Below are 22,749 nucleotides of genomic sequence, written 5' to 3' on the forward strand. Positions count from 1 at the left end.
ACTATCAAGTATAATCTGCAATATGATTATATGGTATGAAATAACTCTGTTTGGAGTTTTGACGCATATAATAAGTGACGTTTTTTTTTCATCAGAAAGCGACTACATAAAAAAAATCAAATTCCTTGGCAGTTTTGCAATTGGCTTTGGATTTAGACCACTTGGTGCGTTTATTTTTGGTTACATTGGAGATAAGTATGGCAGGAGGAAAATTTTACTGACTTCCGTAATATTAGCTTCGATATCGTCTACTGCAATTGCGGTTATACCTAGCTTTAGAGAAATAGGAATATTTTCTCCTATACTGCTTCTGTTTTGTAGGATAGTACAAGGAATGGCAGCAGGTGGAGAAACAAGTGTTAACTCTGCTTTTTTAATAGAGCATTCAAGCGATAAAAAAAATCTAGGATTCTTAGGGAGCATGAAAGCGTTTAGTGGTGCTCTCGGTTCTATCACATGCTTTGTAATGATAGCTATTTGCAAAAAGTTTACAGGTGAAAATTATGAAATTTGGGGCTGGAGGTTGCCCTTCTATTTCTGCTTCATTATGGGCATAATAGGCTTTTTAACAAGATATATAATGGAAGAGAGCTTAGCATATAAAATTCATGATCAAAATAGAAGCTTATCTGATTCTCCATTTTTAGAATTAATCAAAACCTACAAAAAAGCATTTATATTAGCAATTGGGCTTGGTATCGCTCAAAATGCAATCGTTTATTCGGTAATAATGTTTTATAACATATCTGTAAAAGCGCTTACTCTGTCAGGTATTGATATTAAAAATGTAGTAAGGATTATAGTTGAAATTACATTTGGAACGTCCGCAGTGCTATTTGCAATACTGTCTGATAAAGTTGGAAGAAAAAATGTAATGATTCCTACATTAGTAGCTCTAGCTTGCGCCGGTTTGCCGGTACTTTCGCTATTATCAAATGATAACCACTATATTGTCACGCTCTCTTTTCTGTTGATAAGTGTGCCGATAGGTGCATCTTTTGGAATATATAATTCTCTTGCCTGCGAGTTATTTCCAACAAAAGTTAGGTGCACCGGCTTTAGCCTCGCACATAACATATCTGCAGGTATTTTTGGCGGCCTTTCTCCATCGATATGCATGTGGCTTATAGAAAAAACCGAAACAAAACTTGCCGCAGGGATTTACCTTACTGTTTGTGCATTGATTAGCCTAATATCTGTACTTCAAATTAAAGCCAAAGACAAAAAAATTGATTGGTGAAATCGCTTTAGTCAAAAGATAGCGCTTCAATAGATTTTTCGATATGTTTAGGGACAGGAGCAGTAATAGTGACTTCTTTATTATTTGGCAATTTTAAAGACAAAGAATATGAATGTAGGTGAATCTGATTTGCTACTCCATCAATAAAAGCTTTTTTACCGCCATATTTACCGTCACCAAGAATAGGACAATTTATATGAGCTAAATGTGCACGTAATTGATGAGTTCTGCCAGTAATTGGTTGTAATTTTAAATAAGCAACATTATGTTTTAACCTTGCTATAATTAAAAAATGCGTAGTGGCATTTTGAGGTGAATCTTCATCAACGACTACTTTTTCTTGCCCTGAAATATATTTTTTCACCAACGGATAGTCTATTGTTCCATTATCTTTGCTCGGTATACCAAAAGTTAATGCTAGGTAAGTTTTTTTTATCCTCCGTCCTTTAAATTCTTCCATAAGGTATTTGGCAACGCTGGCATTGCGTGCGAATATTATTACTCCGCTTGTATCCCTATCTAGCCTGTGAACAATTTTAAATATTTCTCTCTCTCTTATTTGGTCAAGTAAATCACTAATGCTAATTTTTACCTTTATGCCGCCTTGAACAATGACCCCTGCGGGTTTGTTTATAGCTAGTATATATTCGTCTTCATATAATATGTTCTCTCTTAGTAGATTCACTAACTTTTCATTATATTTGCAGTCAGAATTAGTGTTCTCAATATAGTCTAAGTATCTTATCATTATAGTTTGCCCAGAGCTTACCCTATCGCTGGATTTTGCCGTGCAATTATCAACCTTGATTAATCCTTTCCTTAAAGACTTCTCAATTGCAGATTGTTTCAAATTGGGAAAAATTCTTCTAATGTACCTATCGAGCCTAACATTATTGTCTTCTACTAATATGGTTTTGATACCTTCTGACATCTTACTTATAAAAATTTTATTGTGTAAACTAAAATCTAACATACCTAATGTACTTCTCAGTTTCAGCTACTTGCATCGAGTGCTACGTGCTGGAATTTAGAGGATTATTTAACTATTTATAACGGCTTCATATTTTCCTACAGCTGAGTAAAGTGGTAACAATGATAGTTTCTCGATCATAGAGAGGTGAGTATTAGGCTCTTTAGTACTAGGGCCTTGACACGCTTCAGTGTTAGGCCCTAACTTCATACACTCAATGCCGTTAGCTAAAGATGTTACTCTTCTTACATTAACATTTTTAGTGCGATATGACCACCTGCAAGGACTATGTAATATTTGTTCTTTTACTCCATCCATTTCAGCTGAACACGCTTTAGTGTTAGTCTCTAACTGCACACATTTAATGTGGTCAGTTATAAATGCTACTCCTTTTTCATTAAGTTTAGCGTTATACTGTAATTGTTCAATTTGATTAGCTTGATCTCTTATCATACGTTCAAAGCTGATAGATAGATTATGTGATTCTATTTCTCTCAACATATGTGATTCTATGTGTTGCACTGTCATTAATTTTTTGTTTCTGAGTATACTTGATTCTAAGTTAAGCCGCGTAAGTATATCTAGTGCTCTTTGTTCTGCTTCCACTAGAAGATTACTTATGCCTTGATGTTCAGCTAAATCTCTTACAGTTTCACCACAGTGATCAGGCAATAAAGTACTTGCGCCATAACATAGTAAAGTCATTACTACTATCCAGTGTCTATGTTCGAAAGCATAAGCTAAAGGAGATTGCCCTGAGCTATCCTGTGCATTAACATTTGCTCCATATAAAATTAAGGTCCTTACTACTTCCGCATGGCCACCTTTGGCAGCTTTATGTAAAGCAGTTGATTCTAAATCGTCACGTGCATTAGCATTTATTCCAGATTCTAATAGAGCATGTACCATTAGTGTATCACCATGTCCGGCAGCACAACGTAAAAACTCAGCTACCATCAATTTCATCACATCCTTCCATATTCCAAGTTGTGTTATAGTAGTTACTGCTTCTAGATAATTATATGGACAAATAGAAAGTAATATTTTCTGTGGATCATTTGTCTCAATACTTGCTCCATGGGCTATTAGATAATTCATTACTTTTCTATTGCCTTTTGCGGCAGCACAATTAAAAGGAGTCCATCCCCATGCATCCTTATGGTTAACATTTGCTTCATAGTTTATTAAGAGCTCTACTGCTTCCACATTATCATTCGTAGCAGCAATATGTAAGGGAGATCGCCCAATTAACTTATCCTCTATATCAACACTTGCTCTATATCGTGATGTGGCCTGTAATAGGATCTCTAATATTAATGTATTATTCTTTGCAGCAGCCCAATATAAAGGACTCCATCCAAATACATCTACTATCTCAATATTTTCAACAATATTCTTATCATTTTTTATTATACAATTCACCATTGCTTCATCAACATTTGCAACAGCAATATGTAAAGGAGTAAGTTTAAGCGCTCCATTCTTCTTAACATCTGTTCCATTCTCCATTAAGTACTTTGCTACTTCTTCATGGCCATTATCGGCAGCCTTATATAAAGCAGTCAATCTCGCTAGATCCTCTGCATTAACATCTGCATTATTTTTTACTAAGATTTTTGTTATTTCTATATCGCCATTTACAGCTGGCTGATATAAAGTAGTTCGTTGAGATGAATCCAACTGATTAACATTTGCCCCTTTTTCTATTAGCTTGCGTGCTACTTCTGTGTTCCTATCTTCAACAGCCCAATGTAAAGCAGTCCATTCGGAAAACGGACTTGGTGCATTAATATCGATTCCTTTTACTTTAAGCATAGCATTTATTAAATTGTTCAGCTTAAAATCAATAGCTAAATACAATAACGTGTATGAAAAGCGTTCATGCAAACAATCTACTTTAAACCAATGATTTACATCAAACTTATTTTTCTCCCACTCTCTATACACATTTTTACTTGCTCTCTTTAGTGCCTTTAGTGTCTCTAATATCTTTCCTACATCTAGCATCACTGGTACCTTTTCTGAGATCTTTCGTGCATTTAGCACATCCTCTAGCGCCACTGCTTTTGATTCTTCTGATGTCTCTTGTACACCTAACCTTTTTAGCATTCTTTTTACCATCTGTTGAGCATTTGATACCCTTGACTCCTTTAGTATCTTTTTTGCTTCTTCTTTTGTCTGCGGTACATTTACCACCTTTAGTCTCTTTTTTAATGGCTCTTGTGTCTCTTGTACTCTTGGAATCTTGCTTGGTACTTCTAATCCATGCGATATCTCTTCTAACATTCTTAATATTTCTGCTTGCCCTAGTATCTTTACTTCCTTTAATAGCTCTTTTATTCTTTCAATTACATTGTCTTCACTTAAATTTACCTCTTGATCAATTACACCTAATATTATGTTCCACTGTTCATATGTCATTACCATGGCTTTACCTCATACTATAGAGTATTTTTTGATGCTATATATTATGGTAGAATAGTCAACGCATTTTCCATAGCGTAACTTGAGAGTCTAAAAGGACTGTTATTAACTTACAGAAAACCAAGCTTGCCTGAAATCACTTAATTGATTATAATCATAGCTTTTAAGGCAGTAAAATGACAGCTTTTTTTCCTTTGGTTATTTTTTTAATCTTATACCTTGGAAGTGGTGTCTATTTTTTCTTTATTGGAATTGATAATCCGCTTCGCCAAGTTTCACCGGTAATTTGCCTACTACCGGCGCTATTTTTTGCTGTTGCATGCAGTGCAGGTAAAATTCAACGTCACATCGATACTGTCATCGAGGGTATGGGCGATAAAAACACCCTTACTATGTGTTTAACTTTTCTATTTTCTGGAGCATTTTCTGTGGTGACTCAATCAATTGGTAGTGCAGATACTGTTGCTGATTTAATTCTCAAATTCCTTCCAGCAAGATTACTACTGCCTGGAGTATTTTTGGCTTCCGCTTTTATATCAACTGCAATTGGTACGTCTATGGGAGTTGTTGTATTAATGGTACCAATAGCTGTTAACTTAGCAAAAAATGGGGCTTTTGGTCTTGAAATAGGAACTGCAACTGTAGTTGGAGGTGCCGTATTTGGTGATAATCTTTCAATGATATCTGACACTACTATTGCATCTGTTTCTTCACAGGGGGCCACGATAAAGGATAAACTTAAAGTGAATTCTAAAGTAGCATTTGTTGCCAGCATTATAACGCTTGTCTATCTGGCAATTATGGCAGATAGTACAAAAATTATTCCTACATCAAATTTAGATTATTTATCAGTAATAAAGATTATTCCTTATATTTCTTTAATAATCATGGGGTTATTTGAAGTTACTACTTTAGTAACAATAACTATAAATATAATTGTTGCTAGTGTATTAGGGATGGCTTTTTTTGACTATACTATCATTCAACTCTCTCATGACATATATGACGGTTTCAAAAAAGTAAACGAGATAGTGATATTTGCTCTATTTATTGGCGGATTGAGTCATATAATGTACAAGCAGGGTCAAAAGGCATTACACAAACTTATCGATGAAAGCAATATCACAAAAACTAAAGCTGAATTTGTAATAGCGGGCATAGCATCTATGTTTACTGTTTTAGTTGCTAATAATACCATTGCTATTTTATTAAGTGGCGATATTGCAAAAAGGCTCGCGCAAAAGCATAATATTCCGTCATACCGTAGTGCATACTTGTTAGACATTTTTGCTTGCGTTACAAAAGGCATTTTGCCTTATGGTTCCCAGCTGCTGCTAGCAGGTAGCATTGCTTCTGTCTCACCTATTTCTTTGTTAACACAAGTTTATTACTGCTTTATTTTAGCAGCAGTTACAGTAGGTGAAATAATCATCAATGGCAGACGTTGCGCAGCTACAACGGTTCTGTCGCATCTATAAATCCTGGTATGTAACATTTGTAGGAAAGTAGAAAAGAAGTGATATGATCATCTAAAAAAAAAGCAAAGATGTTTCGTATTAGTTCAAAATTATTGCCATATTTCAAAGGATTTAGCTTTTCAGCAGAGATAATAATGTTATCTGTATATATGAAATGTAGATTCTCTTTGAGCTATCGAGATTTGGAAGAAATGCTGAGTATAAGGGGAGCAAAAATTGATCATGCTACGTTACAAAGGTGGGTTATCAGATTTGTGCCACTGATAGATGAAGCGGTAAGGAAAAGGAAGAAGCAGGTTGGCAGTAGCTGGAGAATGGACGAGACCTACGTTAAATTAAACGGCAAATGGGTTTATCTATACAGAGCACTATTGGTAATACTGTAGACTTTCTGTTGTGTGCTCGTAGAGACAAGTCTGCGGCACTTGCGTTCTTTCGTAAAGCCTTTAGAGAGAATAACCTTCCTGAGAAAGTAGTAATTGATAAAAGCGGCAGTAATACTGCTGCTCTTGATGATTTGAATACAGAAATTTCTGAAGATTGTAGAATCATGGTTTTTCAAATAAAATATCTAAATAATATTGTCGAACAAGATCATAGATTTATCAAAAAACGAATAAAGCCAATGCTTGGTTTTAAGAGCTTCCACTCCGCAAAGATTACCATTACCGGCATAGAAAATATTCGTATGATTCAAAAAAGACAAATTATCGGGGCTAATGATAATGTTTCTACTTTTGAGAATTTTGCTATGCTAATTGCTCTATAACTCCCATAATCCCAGTTTAACGATCTTCTTGTACCACAATTTATAGATGCGACAGAACCGCTACAACTTAATGTACGAAGATTTCTCTTCATATTACATTTTTGTGCCCATAAGAAACGAGTTGCCATTTTCATCAGCTACTTGGATAATAGATATATTCACAAAATTGTTCCATTTTTCTCAATAGATTTTGGTTTTCTTTTCCCCTTATTAGCAGAGCATAAAACTTAGCTTTTTAATAAATCTCATTTTAACTCCAATACACTAACTATGAAACAATCTATATTGCCATCAAAAACGGAATTTATATTGCCAACTTCATGTCCAGTCCTTAAATCCTTTACCATTTGATATGGATGCATAACATACGATCTGATCTGACTGCCCCAACCTATATCGCATTTCTTGCCATATTCTTCGGCCATTTTCTGTTCTTTTTTTTCCAATTCAATTTGATATAAACGTCCTTTAAGTAGTTTAAGTGCTTCATCTTTATTTTTATGTTGAGAACGACCATTTTGGCATTGAGCTACAACGCCTGTTGGAATATGCGTAATACGTACCGCGCTTTCAGTCTTATTGACATGCTGACCACCTGCTCCAGAAGCACGGTAAGTGTCGATCTTTAAATCCTTTTCATCCACAACAATATCTATTGAATCTTCAATCACTGGAGTTACTCCTACACTTGCAAAACTGGTATGACGTTTACCATTTGCATCAAATGGTGATATTCTAACCAATCTATGAACTCCACTTTCGCTTTTTGCCCACCCGTAAGCTTTTTCTCCGATGATCTTTATTGTTGTAGATTTTATACCAACTGCATCACCATCTAATTTTTCTACAACTTCAACTTTAAAATTGTGATAAATTTCTGCCCATCTTGTATACATGCGCATGAGCATCTCAGTCCAATCATTGCTCTCTGTTCCACCGGCTCCTGAGTGGATTTCTAAAAAGCAGTTATTGTTATCTGCTTCACCAGTAAATAAGGATTCTGTCTCTTTAAGTTTGATTAATTTCTCTAGCTTTACTAACTCACCTTTAACTTCAGAAAAAAATTCTTCATCATTCTCATCAATAGCAGATTTCATCAAGCTGATAGAATCGTTGTAATCGCTTTCTAGCTTTGAAAACGATTCTATTTCATGCTTAATTTTAGAGCGTTCTTTTAAAATCTCTTGTGCTTTTTGATTATCTTGCCACAGATTATCATTCGACGCTTGAGAATCCAGCTCTTCAAGACGCAACTTCAATTTTTCTATGTCAAAGACACCTCCTGATAAGAGAAATACTTTTATTTAAGCCTTGAAAGTATTCAAGGATTTCTGGATGGGTTTTCATTATACTTTAGACTTTAATATATTTATTATCACTAACAATAACAGCAAACAAAATAGAAATTTAACCATATAATAGTTAATTCAAAATAATTTTATTATACTTGAATGTTCAATAAAATCAAGTGTGTATATTTATTAAAAAAATAAGGTAAAGTAATGAATATTAAAACAAGTTCTCATTATGGTTTAGACAAAAAGGCTATTGATGATTTAATAGAGTCTCTCGATAATCAAGAATTAGAGAATGTTCGTAATATTGTAAAAACGATAGATAGCGTTCAGTTAGCTTATTTTTTATCTACTTCGATCAATGATCACAGGGAGAAATTAGTTAATATCCTCGATCAACATTTGTTAAGTGATGCCTTAGTACATGTAGTACCAGATTTACAAGTAGAGATCATAGAAATATTGGGAATAGAAAATACAGCAAAGTTACTAATGCTTCTTGATATAGAAGACATAGTAGCTATAGTGAAAGATTTAGATAGAAAGTCTATAGAAAATATACTTAACTACTTACCCAATGCAACTCAAAAATTAGTAGAGGAATTGTTATCATACCCAGAAGAAAGTGCAGGAAGGTTGATACATAAAAATATGGTTATAGCTCCATATTATTGGACGATAAATCAGCTAATGGAATTCTTGCGCAACTATAAAAAAATACCAGAAACATTTTATCAAATTTTCATCATTAACTCAAAATTAGAACCCATAGGCATTTTCAACTTAAATAAGGTAATATCTCACTCAGGAGAAACAATAATAAAAGAGATAATGAGTCAAGATATAAAAATAATTAAAACTGGAATGGACCAAGAAGAAGTAGCAAGAATATTTAAAGATTACTCTCTATTATCAGCTCCAGTAGTAAATAAGAATGGTAAAATTATAGGTGTAATCCTTATTGAAGATGTAATCAAAATTGTTCAACAAGAAGCAGAAGAGGATGTGCTTAAAATAAGCGGTGTATCTTCTAAATCTGATATAAATGCCCCTATACATAAAACTATAATTAAAAGACTACCTTGGTTACTGTTTAACCTCTTAGCTGCAACAATATGTTCTATAGTAGTTGGCTTTTTCGATAACGTAATACAAAGTTTTATAGTACTGCCAATAATTATGCCAATCATTGCATCGATGAGCGGAAATGCAGGATCCCAAACAGTAACACTAACTATCCGGGCAATCGCAACAAAATATCTAACTGAGCAAAATGCAAAAAGAATACTGATGAAAGAATTTTTAATAGGTCTTATAAATGGAGTGATTTTATCTACAATTTCGCTCGTAGTATTAGCAATAAGGTTCCATAGTTTAAAAGTAGAGATCATTTTCGTAGTTTCCATGATTGCAATGTCGATCATTGCAACATTTATCGGCACTTTTATTCCTATAATGCTTCATCGTTTAAGATCCGATCCTGCTGTTTCGTCTTCAATCTTAACATCAGCAACAACTGATATTCTCTCAGCTCTTATATTTTTTGGTCTAGCCACGATCTTTTTATTAAATAGCTGAATCTTGCTATATAAAAATTGCTTTACAAGCTTTAACTGCCACGTTATCATTACTCACAGGTGCATTGAAGAAGAAAAATAACAGTCGATAAAGAAGTAAAAGTACATGAAACTGAGCTGCTTTAGTTTTAAAATAAAAACTAAAATAAGATGCTAAAGTATGCAAAAAAATTCTTGCTTTGCTAGATCTTTTTAGCTACAATGCAGTCTAACGTAATGAAAACATGAGGTGTGAGTTAGATGCATTGTATTATGTATATCACTCAGAAAGCAATTCTCGATTTTTTAAGAATATATCTAATTTAGTCAGAAGTCAAAAGAAAAGCACACTGTTACTCAGCAATTAAAGTTACCTAGGATTACCGTAAGGTTTCTACAGTAAATTTGTAGAGCAGTTTAGTACAGCTGTATAAGAATCAAATGAATTAGATATTAAAACCAATCTTCAGAAAAGAGATTTACGGTAAAATAATCAAGTATGAATATTAAAATATAGGGGGTTTTATGTTAGGTAAAGGAAATAAAGGAGAACAAGTAGCAGATGATCGAATTGATTATGTAGATGATGAGTCAACAATAGGAGCAAAAGGAGGTCTTGATCATGAAGATAGATTATCTAGTGGAGAACTTCAGTGTGGACCAAGTCAAGAGAGTCTTGGAGTAACAAGATCTTCATCTATAAGCAGCGGTAGTGTATGGTATAGCGCATCGAATGATACAGCCAATGTTATAAGTCTTACAGATAATGAAGTAGTGGAAAAAGCAACTTTTTTTGTTAAGACTTTTGTTAAAGAATTCGAGGAAAAATTATCTAAATATTTTGAGGAGGCAGAACCAGATTCAAATATACAAAAAATAAGTAAAGTTTCAGCCAGCTTTAATTCTATTTTGAATAATACTATTCCAGCAAGTCCACTAAAATTATTTAGTGTTAAAGTTAATGAGAGTATCAATTATTGTGTTATAGGAAAACAGCATAAGAAAAGAGCGAAAAATATTTTTACAATAATTATACCTTGCTACAAAGCTGAAATGAGAGAGATTTTAGTAAAAGCTGGCTTAGAAATTTTTCACAGGTTTGAGGAACCATTCATAAAGGTTGTAGATATCAATCCCTCTTTTTATCATAGGAGAGTTAAGAAGTTAGCAATAGATGCTGTACATAGAACAATGAATTACCTTTTAACTTCTGAGGAACAAGACTTTTCTGTTGATCTTATAACACAAGGTGTTGTTCTAGATAAGTCAAAAAAGAAAGGATATTTTACGCGTCCTGGATATGAAATAAAAGATGAGCAAGGTGGTGAAAGTTTAGTAACCTCAGAATTGTATGAATGGGTAGGAATAAAGAAAAAAGAAGAAGATGAAACTGTTAATTATTATCAATATAATTCTGAGGAACATAATCTAGAGGAATATAGATGTGCTGAAAAATACGGCTATCGGCTTCCCTTTGAATGGGAGTTAAGAAAGTGGGAAGAGGTAAAACAAAAGTATGTATCCATTAAAGCACCCATAGAAGGATATGTGTATATTTTAAATGATGAAAAAAAAGAAGAATTAGCTCGTTTTATATTAAAGGAGATTAATGGACAAGATCCTGTGAAAAGGAAAGATATAGAAGATGTAAAAGAACATCTTAGAAAACAAGATGAAGATAGGCGTCAATTTTCCTATAGTTTTGGCAAGACACCAGAAAATTTCATTGAAAGAAAAGAGGTGGTAAAAAATTTGAACCTAAGGTTACACAGTAGTAGTCAAGAAGTAAAAATGTCACGAGTAGTCTTAATTAGTGGGAAGTCTGGAATAGGGAAAAGCGAACTTGCTAGAGGCTATGGGTTTAGTGAAAGGCGTAAGGGTACTTGGGCAAGGATTATGTGGATAGATGCCTCGTCATATAACAAGCTTTCAAATTCATTTCATGGGTTGGCTGAAAGGTTAGGGATTTCTAGAAAAAGTGAGCAAAGGAGAGAGAGAAACATTAAATCTATTGTCGAGGATGTATATGAGTATCTTCAAGACACAAAAAGTTTGTTTGTTTTCGATGATGCTAGTAGTTATAAGGAGATTGAAAATTTTTTGCCATCAAGCTTTCCTGTTTTTTCTAATAGAGAAAAACCTTACGTTTTAATTACTTCTCCTAACAAGAATTGGAAAGAAGAAATAGAAGATATAGAAGAAATAAAGTTGGGTAATTTAAAAAAAGAAGAAGCCGAGGAATTTACTCGAAAAGCCTTAGGGGAAGATGAATCACAAGGTAAATCTATATCAGAGTTAATAGAAGAGTTTAATTGTTTTCCATTAGATTTGAAAGCAGCAACATCATGCATTAAACAAAAAGGTCTTAGTATTAGAGAATATCTGGAGGAATATAGAGTAGCTCAGCAATCAAAAACTGATTTTTTGGAGACACAAGTTGTTAATAAAAAATCTTTTAAAGCTTTGAAGGTTAACATTGATAAAATAAAAGAAGAAAAAAATGTTGGACAGCAAGCATATGTTATTTTAGTATTCATGGCTTACCTGGACCCTAATCAAATTAATACAAAAGAAATTTTTTTCAAGAGGGAATCAAAAGAAAATCAACAAAGGGTTTTGAATGCACTTGATCTACTTAATCAGTTCTCATTGATTGGATTAGAGAAAGGGATAGCAAAAATTCATCAAGAAGTACAAAAAATTATAAGGTTAGAGCAAAGAAAAGAAAAAAGAGAAGAAGAATTTTTAAGAAAAATAATGACATCATTGATGAATAATAACTGTAAAAATGTAAGCCATATCATATCCATTTGGAATTATGCAAGTGAATATAAAAAGTTAGTTAATGAATTTATTGAATCTGATTATTATGGAATGAATATCTTACATTTTCTGGCCATAGATGATAATGAAGAAGTTATTAAGCTTATATTCGAGAATGTAGATCTAAGTAAATTAAGTAAAATTGTTAATATCGGTGATAAAGATGGATCTACTCCTTTAGAATATGCTGTTATATATGGTCATTTAGCGTTAGTTAAATACTTTATAGGAAAAGGGGCTAATTTTAAGGTAAGTGATGACCCGAGCCTTACCCTTTTAGACTGTGCTGCTCTCCATAATCGACTAGAAATAGTTAGGTATTTTATTGATAACGAACATTTTCAGTTTGATAGTACTGTTTTATACTATGCTATTGAAAATAATTGCTTAGAGGTCGTTAGATACTTTATAGAGGAAGAAGAGATTTGTATAAATTTACAAGATGGAGAAGGTAAAGGTTATTTGCACTATGCTGTTGAACATAATTCCTTGGAGATTTTTGAGTACCTTCTAGCGTACGGGGCTACAGTAGATTTACAGGATGAGGATGGTATGACTCCTTTGCATTTTGCTGCTATGTATGGTTACCTAGGAATTGTTCGCTACCTCGTAGAGCATGGGGCTGATATAAATTTACAGAATGAAGATCATACGACTCCTTTGCACTTTGCTGATATATATGGTCACTCAAGCACTGTTCGCTACCTTGTAATGAATAACGTTAATACGAATCTAGAGGATATTAGTAATAATATTTCTCAGAACTACGATGTTAAGTTTCATTGCTACGACAGCGCTAGGTCCCTTTTTTCTTTAGAACAAGGAGCTAATGTGAAACTTGAACTCAACGATGATTTGTACCATTATACTAACAATTATTACCCAAGTAGTATTTGTTGCTATCAACCTCAATCTACTGTGTACTCAGCTCCATACTTAAAAACACAATCACATAAAAGAAACCTAGAGACATTTGATGAACATACACTACCTAAAAAAAGAAAATTAAAAAATATAAGTGAAGCATTGCAATTTGAAGATAAAAGCACAGTTAACTTAACTCATAGGTCACCTATATCTTCATTTAACAGCGTCTCTGTACAACCTGCAAACAAGGACTTAAGACTATAATTTTACAGTAAGCTATTTAATTTTATGAGGGGAATTTCAAAAAAACAGAGAAATAAAGTAATAAATTGATATAAATTCGCGTAGAACAAGTGGTAGACCATACGATTCCAAAGAAAACACTTCTCACAGCCCTTGATTTTGGCTGCTGAAAGTAGATATATCGTTTAAATTCTTAACAAAAAGATATACTAAATTAGTAATAATTTATTTAGGAATAGTAAAGAAAAGTCAAGCAAACTTTTAGAGATAATTTATGCCACAACTAGAAGAAACGAAATCAACAGAACTTTTGGATGCTGTTAGAACACTAAATATGAAGGAAATTGTGAGATTGATAGAAGCTGGAGCAGATATTAATGCAAAAGATAAGAATGAACGAACTCCTTTGCATACTGCTGCTGAATATTCCTCTACAAAGGCAGTAAAAGTTCTAATAGAAGCTGGAGCAGATATTAATGCAAAAGATAAGAATGAACGAACTCCTTTGCATATAGCTGCTGTAAAGGGTTATACAGAGATAGTAAAAGTTCTAATAGACTTAGGAGCAGATATTAATGCAAAAGATAAGAATAAAAAAACTCCTTTGCATCGGGCTACTGAAATAGGCTTTACAGATATTTGTGAGGTTATACTAAATCACATAGCAAGACTAGAAGTTGCTGGCTTATATGTAAGTGAGGAAAATTTACAAAAGAAAAATGAATTTATAACCACTTCAACCGAGAGGTATAACAATTATTTACAGCATCTTAAAAATTGTGAAGAAGAAGTTAAAAAGATTAAAGAAAGAAATAAGTCACTATATGACTTTTTGAGGGAAAATGACGTTAATAAAATGGCTGGCATATGGGAGCAAAATGAAAACGTACGTAATGAATTTGATAATGAAGAGAATTTAAAAAAGCTATATCCAGAATATGCACATATTTTAATTAATAAGGCTGATGAAGTAAAAAAAGAAATTTTCCTGCACAATAATAAACCATTGGTGGATTTTCTATCAACACATTATAGATATGATTTTCAAAAGGCGAAATTCTTTGGCATGGAGAGATTTTTTGAGGTGCACAAAAATGACTTTAAAGAAGAAAGAGTAGGAGTCCGAAATAATACACTATTTTACTTTGTAGACTTTAATGTTGAAAAGAGGTACGCTCCTAAACTAAAATTACAGGCGTTTGTAGAGACAATTGGAAACGAGGGTGTAAACAGCAATCTTCATCACCCAAACACTGAACAAACTCAAGGAGCTAGTCAGTCTCTTAATTAAAGAGGGATACATGGAAACCTGCTGCAAAAACAAAAAGAGGTGTTTCTCACTTGTATAAAGTATTTTTAAACGTGATTTTTTAATATCATAATTACTATGAAAACTGGGGCTTTCCTTTTGCAGCAGTTCTTGAGTTCCAGCAACAGACCAATCCATCCCAAAACGAACTCTTCTCTCACTAGCCGGTTTTAGTTGTTGGGAATGGTTGTTTTATTTAAATTTTTAGTAATATATACTATTAAGTCAGTATTAATTCGTTAAGAACTTTCATTAAAGATTATCAAAAAAACTTCTAAATAGGGATTGACAAGTTTTAGAGATGGAGTATTTCATGAAAAGTATATTGAGCTATTAATTTTTTATGTACAATAAATATGATAGTGAAAATATTTTTCTTTATATTATGAGGTAGCTGTTTTATTCAGAAAAAGATTTTTTTCTTACTTTGAAATTGAGTTGTTTTTATGGAGGGTTAAATGATTAATGAATTATTTGCTACTGTACGTAGTGGAGATGCCAATCAAGTTGCGGATCTTATCAATAAAGGGGCTGATGTTAATGCCAGGGGCAATAATGGCAATACCCCTCTGCACTTAGCTGCTCTTGCAGATGAATTACAGGTAGCAGAAAAGCTTATAGAGGGAGGGGCTGATGTTAATGCTAAGAACAATCACGATGCTACTCCTCTGCACTGGGCTGCTCTTAATCAGAATGTCAATATAGTAGAAAAGCTTATAGAGAAAGGAGCTAATGTTAATGAGAAGAATAAATATGACAATGTCCCTCTGCACTATGCTGCAGGTTATGGTAGCTTAAGTGTAATAGAAAAGCTTATAGAGAAAGGGGCTGATATTAATGCTAAGTCCAGTAATGGCGATACTCCTTTGCACTTGGCTACTAAAAATAGTCATTTAGATGTATTAGAAAAGCTCATAAAGGAAGGAGCTAATGTTAATGAAAGAAACAAATATGGTAATATCCCTTTACACTGGGCTGCAAGTTATGGTAGGTTAAGTATAGTAGAAGAGCTTATAGAGAAAGGAGCTGATATTAATGCTAAGAACAATAATGGCAATACTCCTTTGCATTGGGCTGTTAAAAGCAGTCATTTAGAAGTAGCTAAATTTCTTATAAGTAATCATGCTGACGTTAACGCTAAAAATAAAGATGGTTGGACATCTTTGCACTTTGCAGCTGCTTATGGTAATTTAAATATAGTTAAGCTCATTCTTGATAAAAGTGATTATGTTGATGCTAGAGGAGCTTTAGCCATGGCAAATACGCTTAATGAAGAAAACAGCTTAGAAATACGAAACCTTCTAGAGGAAAGAATAAGGAAAAATGAAGAAACTACACAACATTTTATAAGACATAGGCGTCATCGATACTCACAAGAGGAAGGCAGTTCTCTATCAATAGGTGTCCATAATCGCCGTAGTATTGTAAAAGAAGATGAAAATTCATTGCAAAATGATAAAATAGGAGTTACAAGCGGAGCAAGCAAGCCATCTTCATGGATCAATATTTTTGCTTACACTACAGTAGATACTGTTAAAGGTGTTTTTCAGTTTATTTCTTCTCCTTTTAAGGCAGCTATAAGTATGGAACCTTCTAAAGCTATTACAGTTCAAGGTATTGATAACAACGGTGTACTTCTTTTATTAGATGTATTTATAAGGAAAATCACAGGTCAGAAGTATATTTCCACAGTAGTTCAGTCTATATCACCATTAGAAGCACAGGGCTATGCATTAAATATTATAGAGGAATTTGAGAAAGTAGTAGAACAAGCTGCATTAAAAAGTGGGGTATCAATGCATCGGTTAAATATTGATTGTGTAGAAATGCAGAAAGAGGTTACTGCAAAAATCACGGGTGGTAAGTTTAATGAGATTTCAGGATTTTTAAACTCATATGTAGAGCAAGCATGCCACGATAGAGAAACAGGTAAGTTAAGTCCAAAGAAGTTTAACAAATTTATGGTTGTATTTAATAAGGAACTAGATTTAATAGTAAATCAATCAATAGAGCAGATATTACACAATAGAGATAGTACATTAGAAGTTGAAGAACAGCAAATAAACTTAGAGCCTCAAAGTTATTTAAGTAATACTTCTGTTCAAGGTCATTTAATTCAGGATAGAGGTTTAATAAATCAAGGTAAGGCTTAATTCCTTAGCTTTTTGATTTCATCTAGTAAAAGGTTGGTAATTTGATCTTATAACATCAATGGGCACACTAGCCTTTGTTTTGTATGCATTCAACCAATGTGTGACTATTACGCCACCTAAAAAAATAATCATACACTGTCTTCCATAGAGGAAAATCTTTTGCTCTACTGGCAAATACCTTTCATTATGTATTGTATAACATTAATAATTGTTCTTATTTTGTGCTTTCTTGGCCACACCTTGTGCAACTCTTGGCTCAAGAAATTTCCATTCTTTGTCACTTACATCACCTGGTATATATTTTTTACTGATCCTATCATATTATCTTCCTGATTTCCTTTCAAGATATGTTCTAAAAAGTAGAATCCGTTCAGCAGGGTGACAAAATAAGATAGAAAAGACAGCCATAGAAATAAATGGTGTCATCCCCTGTCATCCCAGTACTTGACACTGGAATGACACCATTTTTGCTTCGATATTTACACATTAGCCATGCATCTGAACGGATACAAAAGTAGAATTTAGAATTCTATCTAAAAGGATACCGAAAAAGAGCAGGAGTCCTATCTGGGAATTATTTTTAAATATGGACATGCATTGATTAGAATCGTCTGGATTGAAATTTTTGTGTTGGTGGTGAAATATGAATCCTATGGCAAGTAAAGCAATATAAAAGATGTTATTTAATGATGATAGTATACCAGCGTACAACCATGCCATTAAGGATATTAAATAAAATCTTTTCAACCAAGATTTTGTTGTATTGCCAAAATATAATGCAGTAGATTTCATTCCTAATTTCTCATCATCTTTTTTATCTTGATGAGCGTATATAGTATCATAACTAAGCGTCCAAAAGACGCATCCTATATAAAATAGCAAGGATTCTATGCTAATCTGGTTTGTTATTGCTGCTGAACCCATGAGTGATCCCATGTTGAAAGTAAACCCTAAAAACAATTGTGGCCACCAAACGTAACGCTTTAGCAAGGGGTAGATAACTATCATGCACATTGAAATTATTCCAAGTATAAGAGTAGTTTTATTGGTTAATAATAAGATTACCAGGGCAATAGACAGTAACAGTGAAAGTAAAGCCAAAGCCTGCTTTATGTTTAATGCACCACTTGCAAGTGGCCTATATTTTGTTCGTTCAACGTGCGCATCTATTTCTCTATCGAAGATATCATTGATTATGCACCCTGCGGGTCTCATTAAAAATGCACCTATAGTAAACAAAACAAGGAGAAAAAGAGCCTGATACGATAGAGAAGTTGAGGCTAAAAGAATGCCGCTTAAGCTAGAAAATAGCACAAGCCACAAACCTGTTAAACTGTGTATTCTCATTAATGAGAAATAATGGTTGAAATACATTAATTAAGTGTGATTATGTAATATTTTGCTTACATTGACAAAATTATCGAATGCTAAATCAGGCTTAAAAACTAACTCAGGTATAAATCGCAAATCAACATAACACAATATAGATTTACGTATTGACCATGCAGATTGGTTCATTTCATTAACAACAGTGCTGATATCATCATTATCATTTTGGATGTTTAATGAAGATAACACAATATATACATCTGCTTTCTTCAAATCTTTGCTTAGCTTTACATCAGATACTACTACTTTTTCATTAAGAACATTACCTTCCATTAAGACTTTTGATATTGCCCTATGTAATACCGATGCTACTTTTAGGTTTCTAATTTCCTTTTTCATATTCAACTACTATAACGTCCTTTCTTCTTGCACTAATTGATAAGCTTCCAAAATGTCTCCAACTTTAATATCGATATTACCCTCTAGCGATATTCCGCATTCAAAATTTACACCCACTTCTTTAACGTCATCTTTAAATCTACGTAGTGCTTTTAACTTTCCTTCATGCACCAATTTGCTGCCACGTACTACCTTAATTAGAGAATCTTTTTTTATAACTCCATCAGTGACATAACATCCGATGATATTACCGGCTTTGGATGAATTAAATATTTGCCTTACAGATGCAGAACCAACACGAACCTCTCGTGTAACAGGCTTTAACATTTTAGTTAGATACATCCTCATGTCTTCAATAAGCTCATATATTATATTGTAAGTATGTATTTCTATACCTTTTTGTTTTGCTAATTCTCTGATTTTTGAATCCACTTTTACATTAAAAGCTAAAATTACTGCGCTTGATGCTTCTGCAAGCAGCACATCTGAATCTGTTACTCCTCCTACTGCTTTGTGTAGAATATTTAATTTCACTTGATCTTTACCAAGCTTATCAATTGAGCTTGATATTGCTTCAATAGAACCAGTGACATCGCACTTTAAAACTACAGATAGTTCTTCTGTTTCACTATCATTACGACTGAATATATCTAAATTACTGTCGTCTAAATCTTCTTGCTTTTTCTTGATTAATTCTAACCTGTATTCAACAATTTCACGAGCCTGCCTTTCAGAGTTTACAACAACAAATTTATCTCCAGCATTTGGTACACCATTTAAACCAGTAACTTCAACTGGAGTAGAAGGTAGTGACGCTTTTTCTCTTTGACCAAGGTGATTAACCATACTGCGTACTTTGCTGTATGTTGTACCAACTATCAATATGTCACCAATCTTTAATGTTCCTTCTTCAACTATTAATGTAGCTGATATTCCTTTAGCTTTATCTATTTTGGACTCTATTACCCATCCAAGTGCTCGACAATCCTCTATTCCTTCTAGCGTCATTAATTCAGCAATTAATAAAATTGCCTCTTCTAGTTTATCTAAGTTGATTTTCTTTTTTGCTGATACTGGCACAATTATAACATCACCACCAAGTTCTTCGGGGATGAGGTCATACTGAGGCAAACTATTAATTATTCTTTCTACATCGCCAGGTTGTGATTTATCAATTTTATTAATGGCAACTATAATAGAGACATTTGCTGCTTTTGCATGGTTTATTGCTTCAACTGTTTGTTTCATGATTCCATCATCAGCTGCAACTACTATCACAACTATATTAGTAATATTGGCACCACGTGCACGCATTGCAGTAAACGCCTCATGCCCTGGTGTATCAATGAAAGTAATTTTTTGCTTATTTTTTGTCGTTAATTGATAAGCACCTATATGTTGAGTGATGCCACCTGACTCTCTTTCTGCAACATTGGATTCACGAAATGCATCAAGCAATGATGTTTTACCATGATCCACATGTCCCATAAAAGTAACGATAGGTGGTTTTGGTCTTTTAGGTAAGTTTTCTCTGTTGCTTATGAAGAGTAAATTCTTTTCTTTATCAGCATCACTTACTCGTTTAGCCGTATGATTAAATTTTTTTGCTATTTCGCATGCTATATCTGGATCTACTAGATCATCTACTCTATAGCTCTCCCCAACTTCTTCTTTGAGCATTTTTAGCACATTCTTGCTATCTTCTGCCATACGAATAGATAACTCCCTGATAGTTATTTTGTCTGGTATAATAACTTCTCTTGATATATTTTTACCCTTAGTAAACTTTGATTGTTTACTTCTTATACCAAATTTTTGCTTAAATACAGGGAGGTATTCATTTCTTTCATCTATTGCCTGTGTAATTACTAGCTTAGAATGCTTAGAGTATATATCTTTGCTAGCTTTAAAAGACTTTTTATCATTGTTCTCATATTCAATACTATCTTCTTTTTGTTCAACTGAGTTAGTATTACTTAAAACTTCCTTATTTATTTCTTTAGGTACAGAGTGTGATTCATTTTTATCTTCAGCTTCTTGATTGCTTTCTTCTTTTTTTATTTTCTCTTCTTGTTCTCTCTGATTCCTTTCTTTCAGCAAAGTAGCATTCTGTACAGCATTAATGCGGGAAATTTGTTCTTTTTCAGTTAAAGAGCCTAATTTACTCTCGTCAAATAAACTATATTCTTCTGCAGAATGAATTTTTCTTCTTTTTTTTACTATTGTAGTACCAGTACTTTGACTATCTAAAGAGTTTAAATTAATGTCTAATTTAAGCTTGCTTAAGCCTTGTAGGGTTAATTTTTTATTACTGATATCTTCATTATTCATATTGTTTTTATATTAATCCAAGCTTTTTACGTGCTTCTATGATTATTAAATCTGCTGTATCTTTTAGATTGTCTTTATTATTAGTTGAGGAAGAGAGTATGCTACAAAACTCATAATTTGATAAATCTGCTATGTCCTCTAAAGTTTTAATATTATGTTTACTAAGAGCAATTTTATTATCTATTGATAAGGCTAAGTTGATTACATCGTCTTCCATACCTAAATTTTTTAGCTCTTCTATTTTTCTATCATTCTCTGCTTTCAGGTAATTATTTGCTCTATTATGAAGTTCATTTGCAATATCTTCATTGAAGCCCTCTATTGAAGCAAGTTCCTTAATTGAAGTGTTAGATATATCTTCTACACTTGAAAAACCTTCTGTTACCAATAATTGGCCCATAATCTCTTCTAAGTTTAAAGCTTCAGCAAATAAAACTGAACATTGACTAAATTCTTTGTTTCTTCTTTCTGATTCTTGCTGAGTGCTTAATATCTCAATTTTCCATCCAACAAGCTCTGAAGCTAATCTTACATTCTGACCCTTTTTTCCTATAGCTAAACTCAATTGATCTTCAGCAACTATTAACTCTATACAATTTTCATTTTCGTCAATAATGACCTTTGATACTTCTGCAGGAGTAATGGCTTTAATAACAAATTGACCCAAATCTGATGAGTAATGTATGACGTCGATTTTTTCACCGTTTAATTCGTGTATAATAGTTTTTATTCTATCTCCTTTAACTCCAACGCAAGCACCTACTGGATCGATATTCTTATCAGATGAAAAAACAGCAACTTTAGATCTTGAACCAGCGTCTCTAGCTATACCTTTAATTGTTATCAATCCGTCAGCAACTTCTGGTACTTCTTGATTCAACAATGCCTCTAAAAAGCCTTCATGAGTCCTAGAAAGAATGATTTGACGTCCATCGTCAGAGCGCTTAACAGCCTGTATGTAAGCTTTAACCTTATCGCCTTCACGAAATGACTCACCACCAATTAAGTTTCGTAAAGGGAGGTATGCTCCAATTCCGTTTATGTCTATAATAAGATCTGAATATTCTACTTGTTTAACGATGCCATACCTCATTTCTCCTACCTTATCTTTAAATTCCTCATATTGCTTTTTTAACTCTTCATTTTTGATTATTTCAGAAATCTTTTGCTGGGCAATTCTTGCTGAAACAAGATCAGTGTTAAGAGAAATCAACTCACTAATAGTATCTCCAACTTTTGCATCTTCTTTTATTAACTTAGCTTGTGTCAACTTAATTAAGTCACACTCATTTTCATTTGATTCATCATTAATGACTTTTAGTTGTCTATATGAGGTAACTTTGCCTGTGTTTCTATCTATATTAACTACAATTTTACTTTTGCTACCATACTTTTGTTGAGCTACTGCTTCGATAGCACTTTTAAGTGCATTTATTATAATATTAAAATCCAAACCTTTTTGAAGTGAGAGCTCTCCCGCTGTTTTTATTACATCAAGGCTTCCAACTATGTTATTCTTGTTGCTTTTCTGCTTAACACTGCTTTTACGATTAGCAATCATAT

At 33.2% G+C, this 22,749-nt stretch carries 13 protein-coding genes and 1 pseudogene; 7 read left to right on the forward strand and 7 right to left on the reverse strand.

What is annotated here, in order from left to right:
* The first annotated feature begins 22 nt into the window (after nt 1–22).
* Nucleotides 23–1,240: an MFS transporter gene (locus tag AAGE00_RS03420; protein ID WP_341815357.1), complete on the forward strand. Its 1,218-nt coding sequence runs from the start codon at nt 23–25 to the stop codon at nt 1,238–1,240.
* Between the two features lie 7 nt (nt 1,241–1,247).
* On the opposite strand, the gene AAGE00_RS03425 is transcribed toward AAGE00_RS03420, so the two are convergent.
* Together AAGE00_RS03425 and AAGE00_RS03430 are read right to left on the reverse strand one after the other, a co-directional pair.
* Nucleotides 1,248–2,171, reverse strand: a complete 924-nt coding sequence (locus AAGE00_RS03425) for an RluA family pseudouridine synthase (protein ID WP_007302901.1) — start codon at nt 2,169–2,171, stop codon at nt 1,248–1,250.
* A 108-nt stretch (nt 2,172–2,279) separates the two neighbouring features.
* Nucleotides 2,280–4,631, reverse strand: coding sequence for an ankyrin repeat domain-containing protein (locus AAGE00_RS03430; RefSeq protein WP_341815358.1), 2,352 nt, complete (start codon nt 4,629–4,631; stop codon nt 2,280–2,282).
* A gap of 179 nt (nt 4,632–4,810) precedes the next feature.
* Between AAGE00_RS03430 and AAGE00_RS03435 the strand changes: the two genes are divergently transcribed.
* Both AAGE00_RS03435 and AAGE00_RS03440 read left to right on the forward strand, forming a co-directional pair.
* A complete protein-coding gene (locus AAGE00_RS03435; RefSeq protein ID WP_007302903.1) occupies nt 4,811–6,112 on the forward strand; it encodes a Na+/H+ antiporter NhaC family protein in 1,302 nt (433 codons plus the stop codon).
* Nucleotides 6,113–6,180: 68 nt separating this feature from the next.
* Nucleotides 6,181–6,881, forward strand: a pseudogene (locus AAGE00_RS03440) (IS6 family transposase).
* Between the two features lie 245 nt (nt 6,882–7,126).
* Here the strand turns inward: AAGE00_RS03440 and prfB are convergent.
* A protein-coding gene (gene prfB / locus AAGE00_RS03445) for a peptide chain release factor 2 (protein ID WP_230440360.1) occupies nt 7,127–8,228 on the reverse strand; the annotation gives its coding sequence in 2 pieces (ribosomal slippage) (nt 7,127–8,161 and nt 8,163–8,228; 1,101 coding nt in all).
* Between the two features lie 155 nt (nt 8,229–8,383).
* Between prfB and mgtE the strand changes: the two genes are divergently transcribed.
* The 4 genes from mgtE to AAGE00_RS03465 all read left to right on the forward strand — a co-directional run bounded on the left by mgtE (nt 8,384) and on the right by AAGE00_RS03465 (nt 17,127).
* The gene (gene mgtE, locus AAGE00_RS03450) at nt 8,384–9,754 is read left to right on the forward strand and encodes a magnesium transporter (protein WP_007302783.1); all 1,371 of its coding nucleotides are present in this window, start codon (nt 8,384–8,386) and stop codon (nt 9,752–9,754) included.
* A 503-nt stretch (nt 9,755–10,257) separates the two neighbouring features.
* Nucleotides 10,258–13,686, forward strand: coding sequence for an ankyrin repeat domain-containing protein (locus AAGE00_RS03455; protein WP_213863677.1), 3,429 nt, complete (start codon nt 10,258–10,260; stop codon nt 13,684–13,686).
* 253 nt (nt 13,687–13,939) lie between these two features.
* Nucleotides 13,940–14,956 carry an ankyrin repeat domain-containing protein gene (locus tag AAGE00_RS03460; RefSeq protein WP_213863678.1) on the forward strand — a complete coding sequence of 339 codons (1,017 nt, stop codon included), beginning with the start codon at nt 13,940–13,942 and terminating at the stop codon, nt 14,954–14,956.
* Between the two features lie 476 nt (nt 14,957–15,432).
* Nucleotides 15,433–17,127, forward strand: coding sequence for an ankyrin repeat domain-containing protein (locus tag AAGE00_RS03465; RefSeq protein WP_213863679.1), 1,695 nt, complete (start codon nt 15,433–15,435; stop codon nt 17,125–17,127).
* 486 nt (nt 17,128–17,613) lie between these two features.
* Here AAGE00_RS03465 and ubiA read toward each other — a convergent pair whose 3' ends face one another.
* Genes ubiA through nusA form a run of 4 tightly spaced genes read right to left on the reverse strand, consistent with a single transcriptional unit; the run spans nt 17,614 to nt 22,747 of the window.
* Nucleotides 17,614–18,501 carry a 4-hydroxybenzoate octaprenyltransferase gene (gene ubiA, locus AAGE00_RS03470; RefSeq protein ID WP_007302787.1) on the reverse strand — a complete coding sequence of 296 codons (888 nt, stop codon included), beginning with the start codon at nt 18,499–18,501 and terminating at the stop codon, nt 17,614–17,616.
* 3 nt (nt 18,502–18,504) lie between these two features.
* A complete protein-coding gene (locus AAGE00_RS03475) occupies nt 18,505–18,855 on the reverse strand; it encodes a ribosome-binding factor A (RefSeq protein ID WP_006015187.1) in 351 nt (116 codons plus the stop codon).
* A 9-nt stretch (nt 18,856–18,864) separates the two neighbouring features.
* Entirely contained in the window at nt 18,865–21,186 is a 2,322-nt protein-coding gene (infB, locus tag AAGE00_RS03480; RefSeq protein ID WP_052264741.1) for a translation initiation factor IF-2, read from the reverse strand.
* 7 nt (nt 21,187–21,193) lie between these two features.
* A complete protein-coding gene (nusA, locus tag AAGE00_RS03485) occupies nt 21,194–22,747 on the reverse strand; it encodes a transcription termination factor NusA (RefSeq protein WP_010407241.1) in 1,554 nt (517 codons plus the stop codon).
* Nucleotides 22,748–22,749 lie beyond the last annotated feature (2 nt).

Origin of the sequence: Wolbachia endosymbiont (group B) of Aricia artaxerxes, from assembly GCF_964026975.1 — a bacterium.
Taxonomy (GTDB): Bacteria; Pseudomonadota; Alphaproteobacteria; order Rickettsiales; family Anaplasmataceae; genus Wolbachia.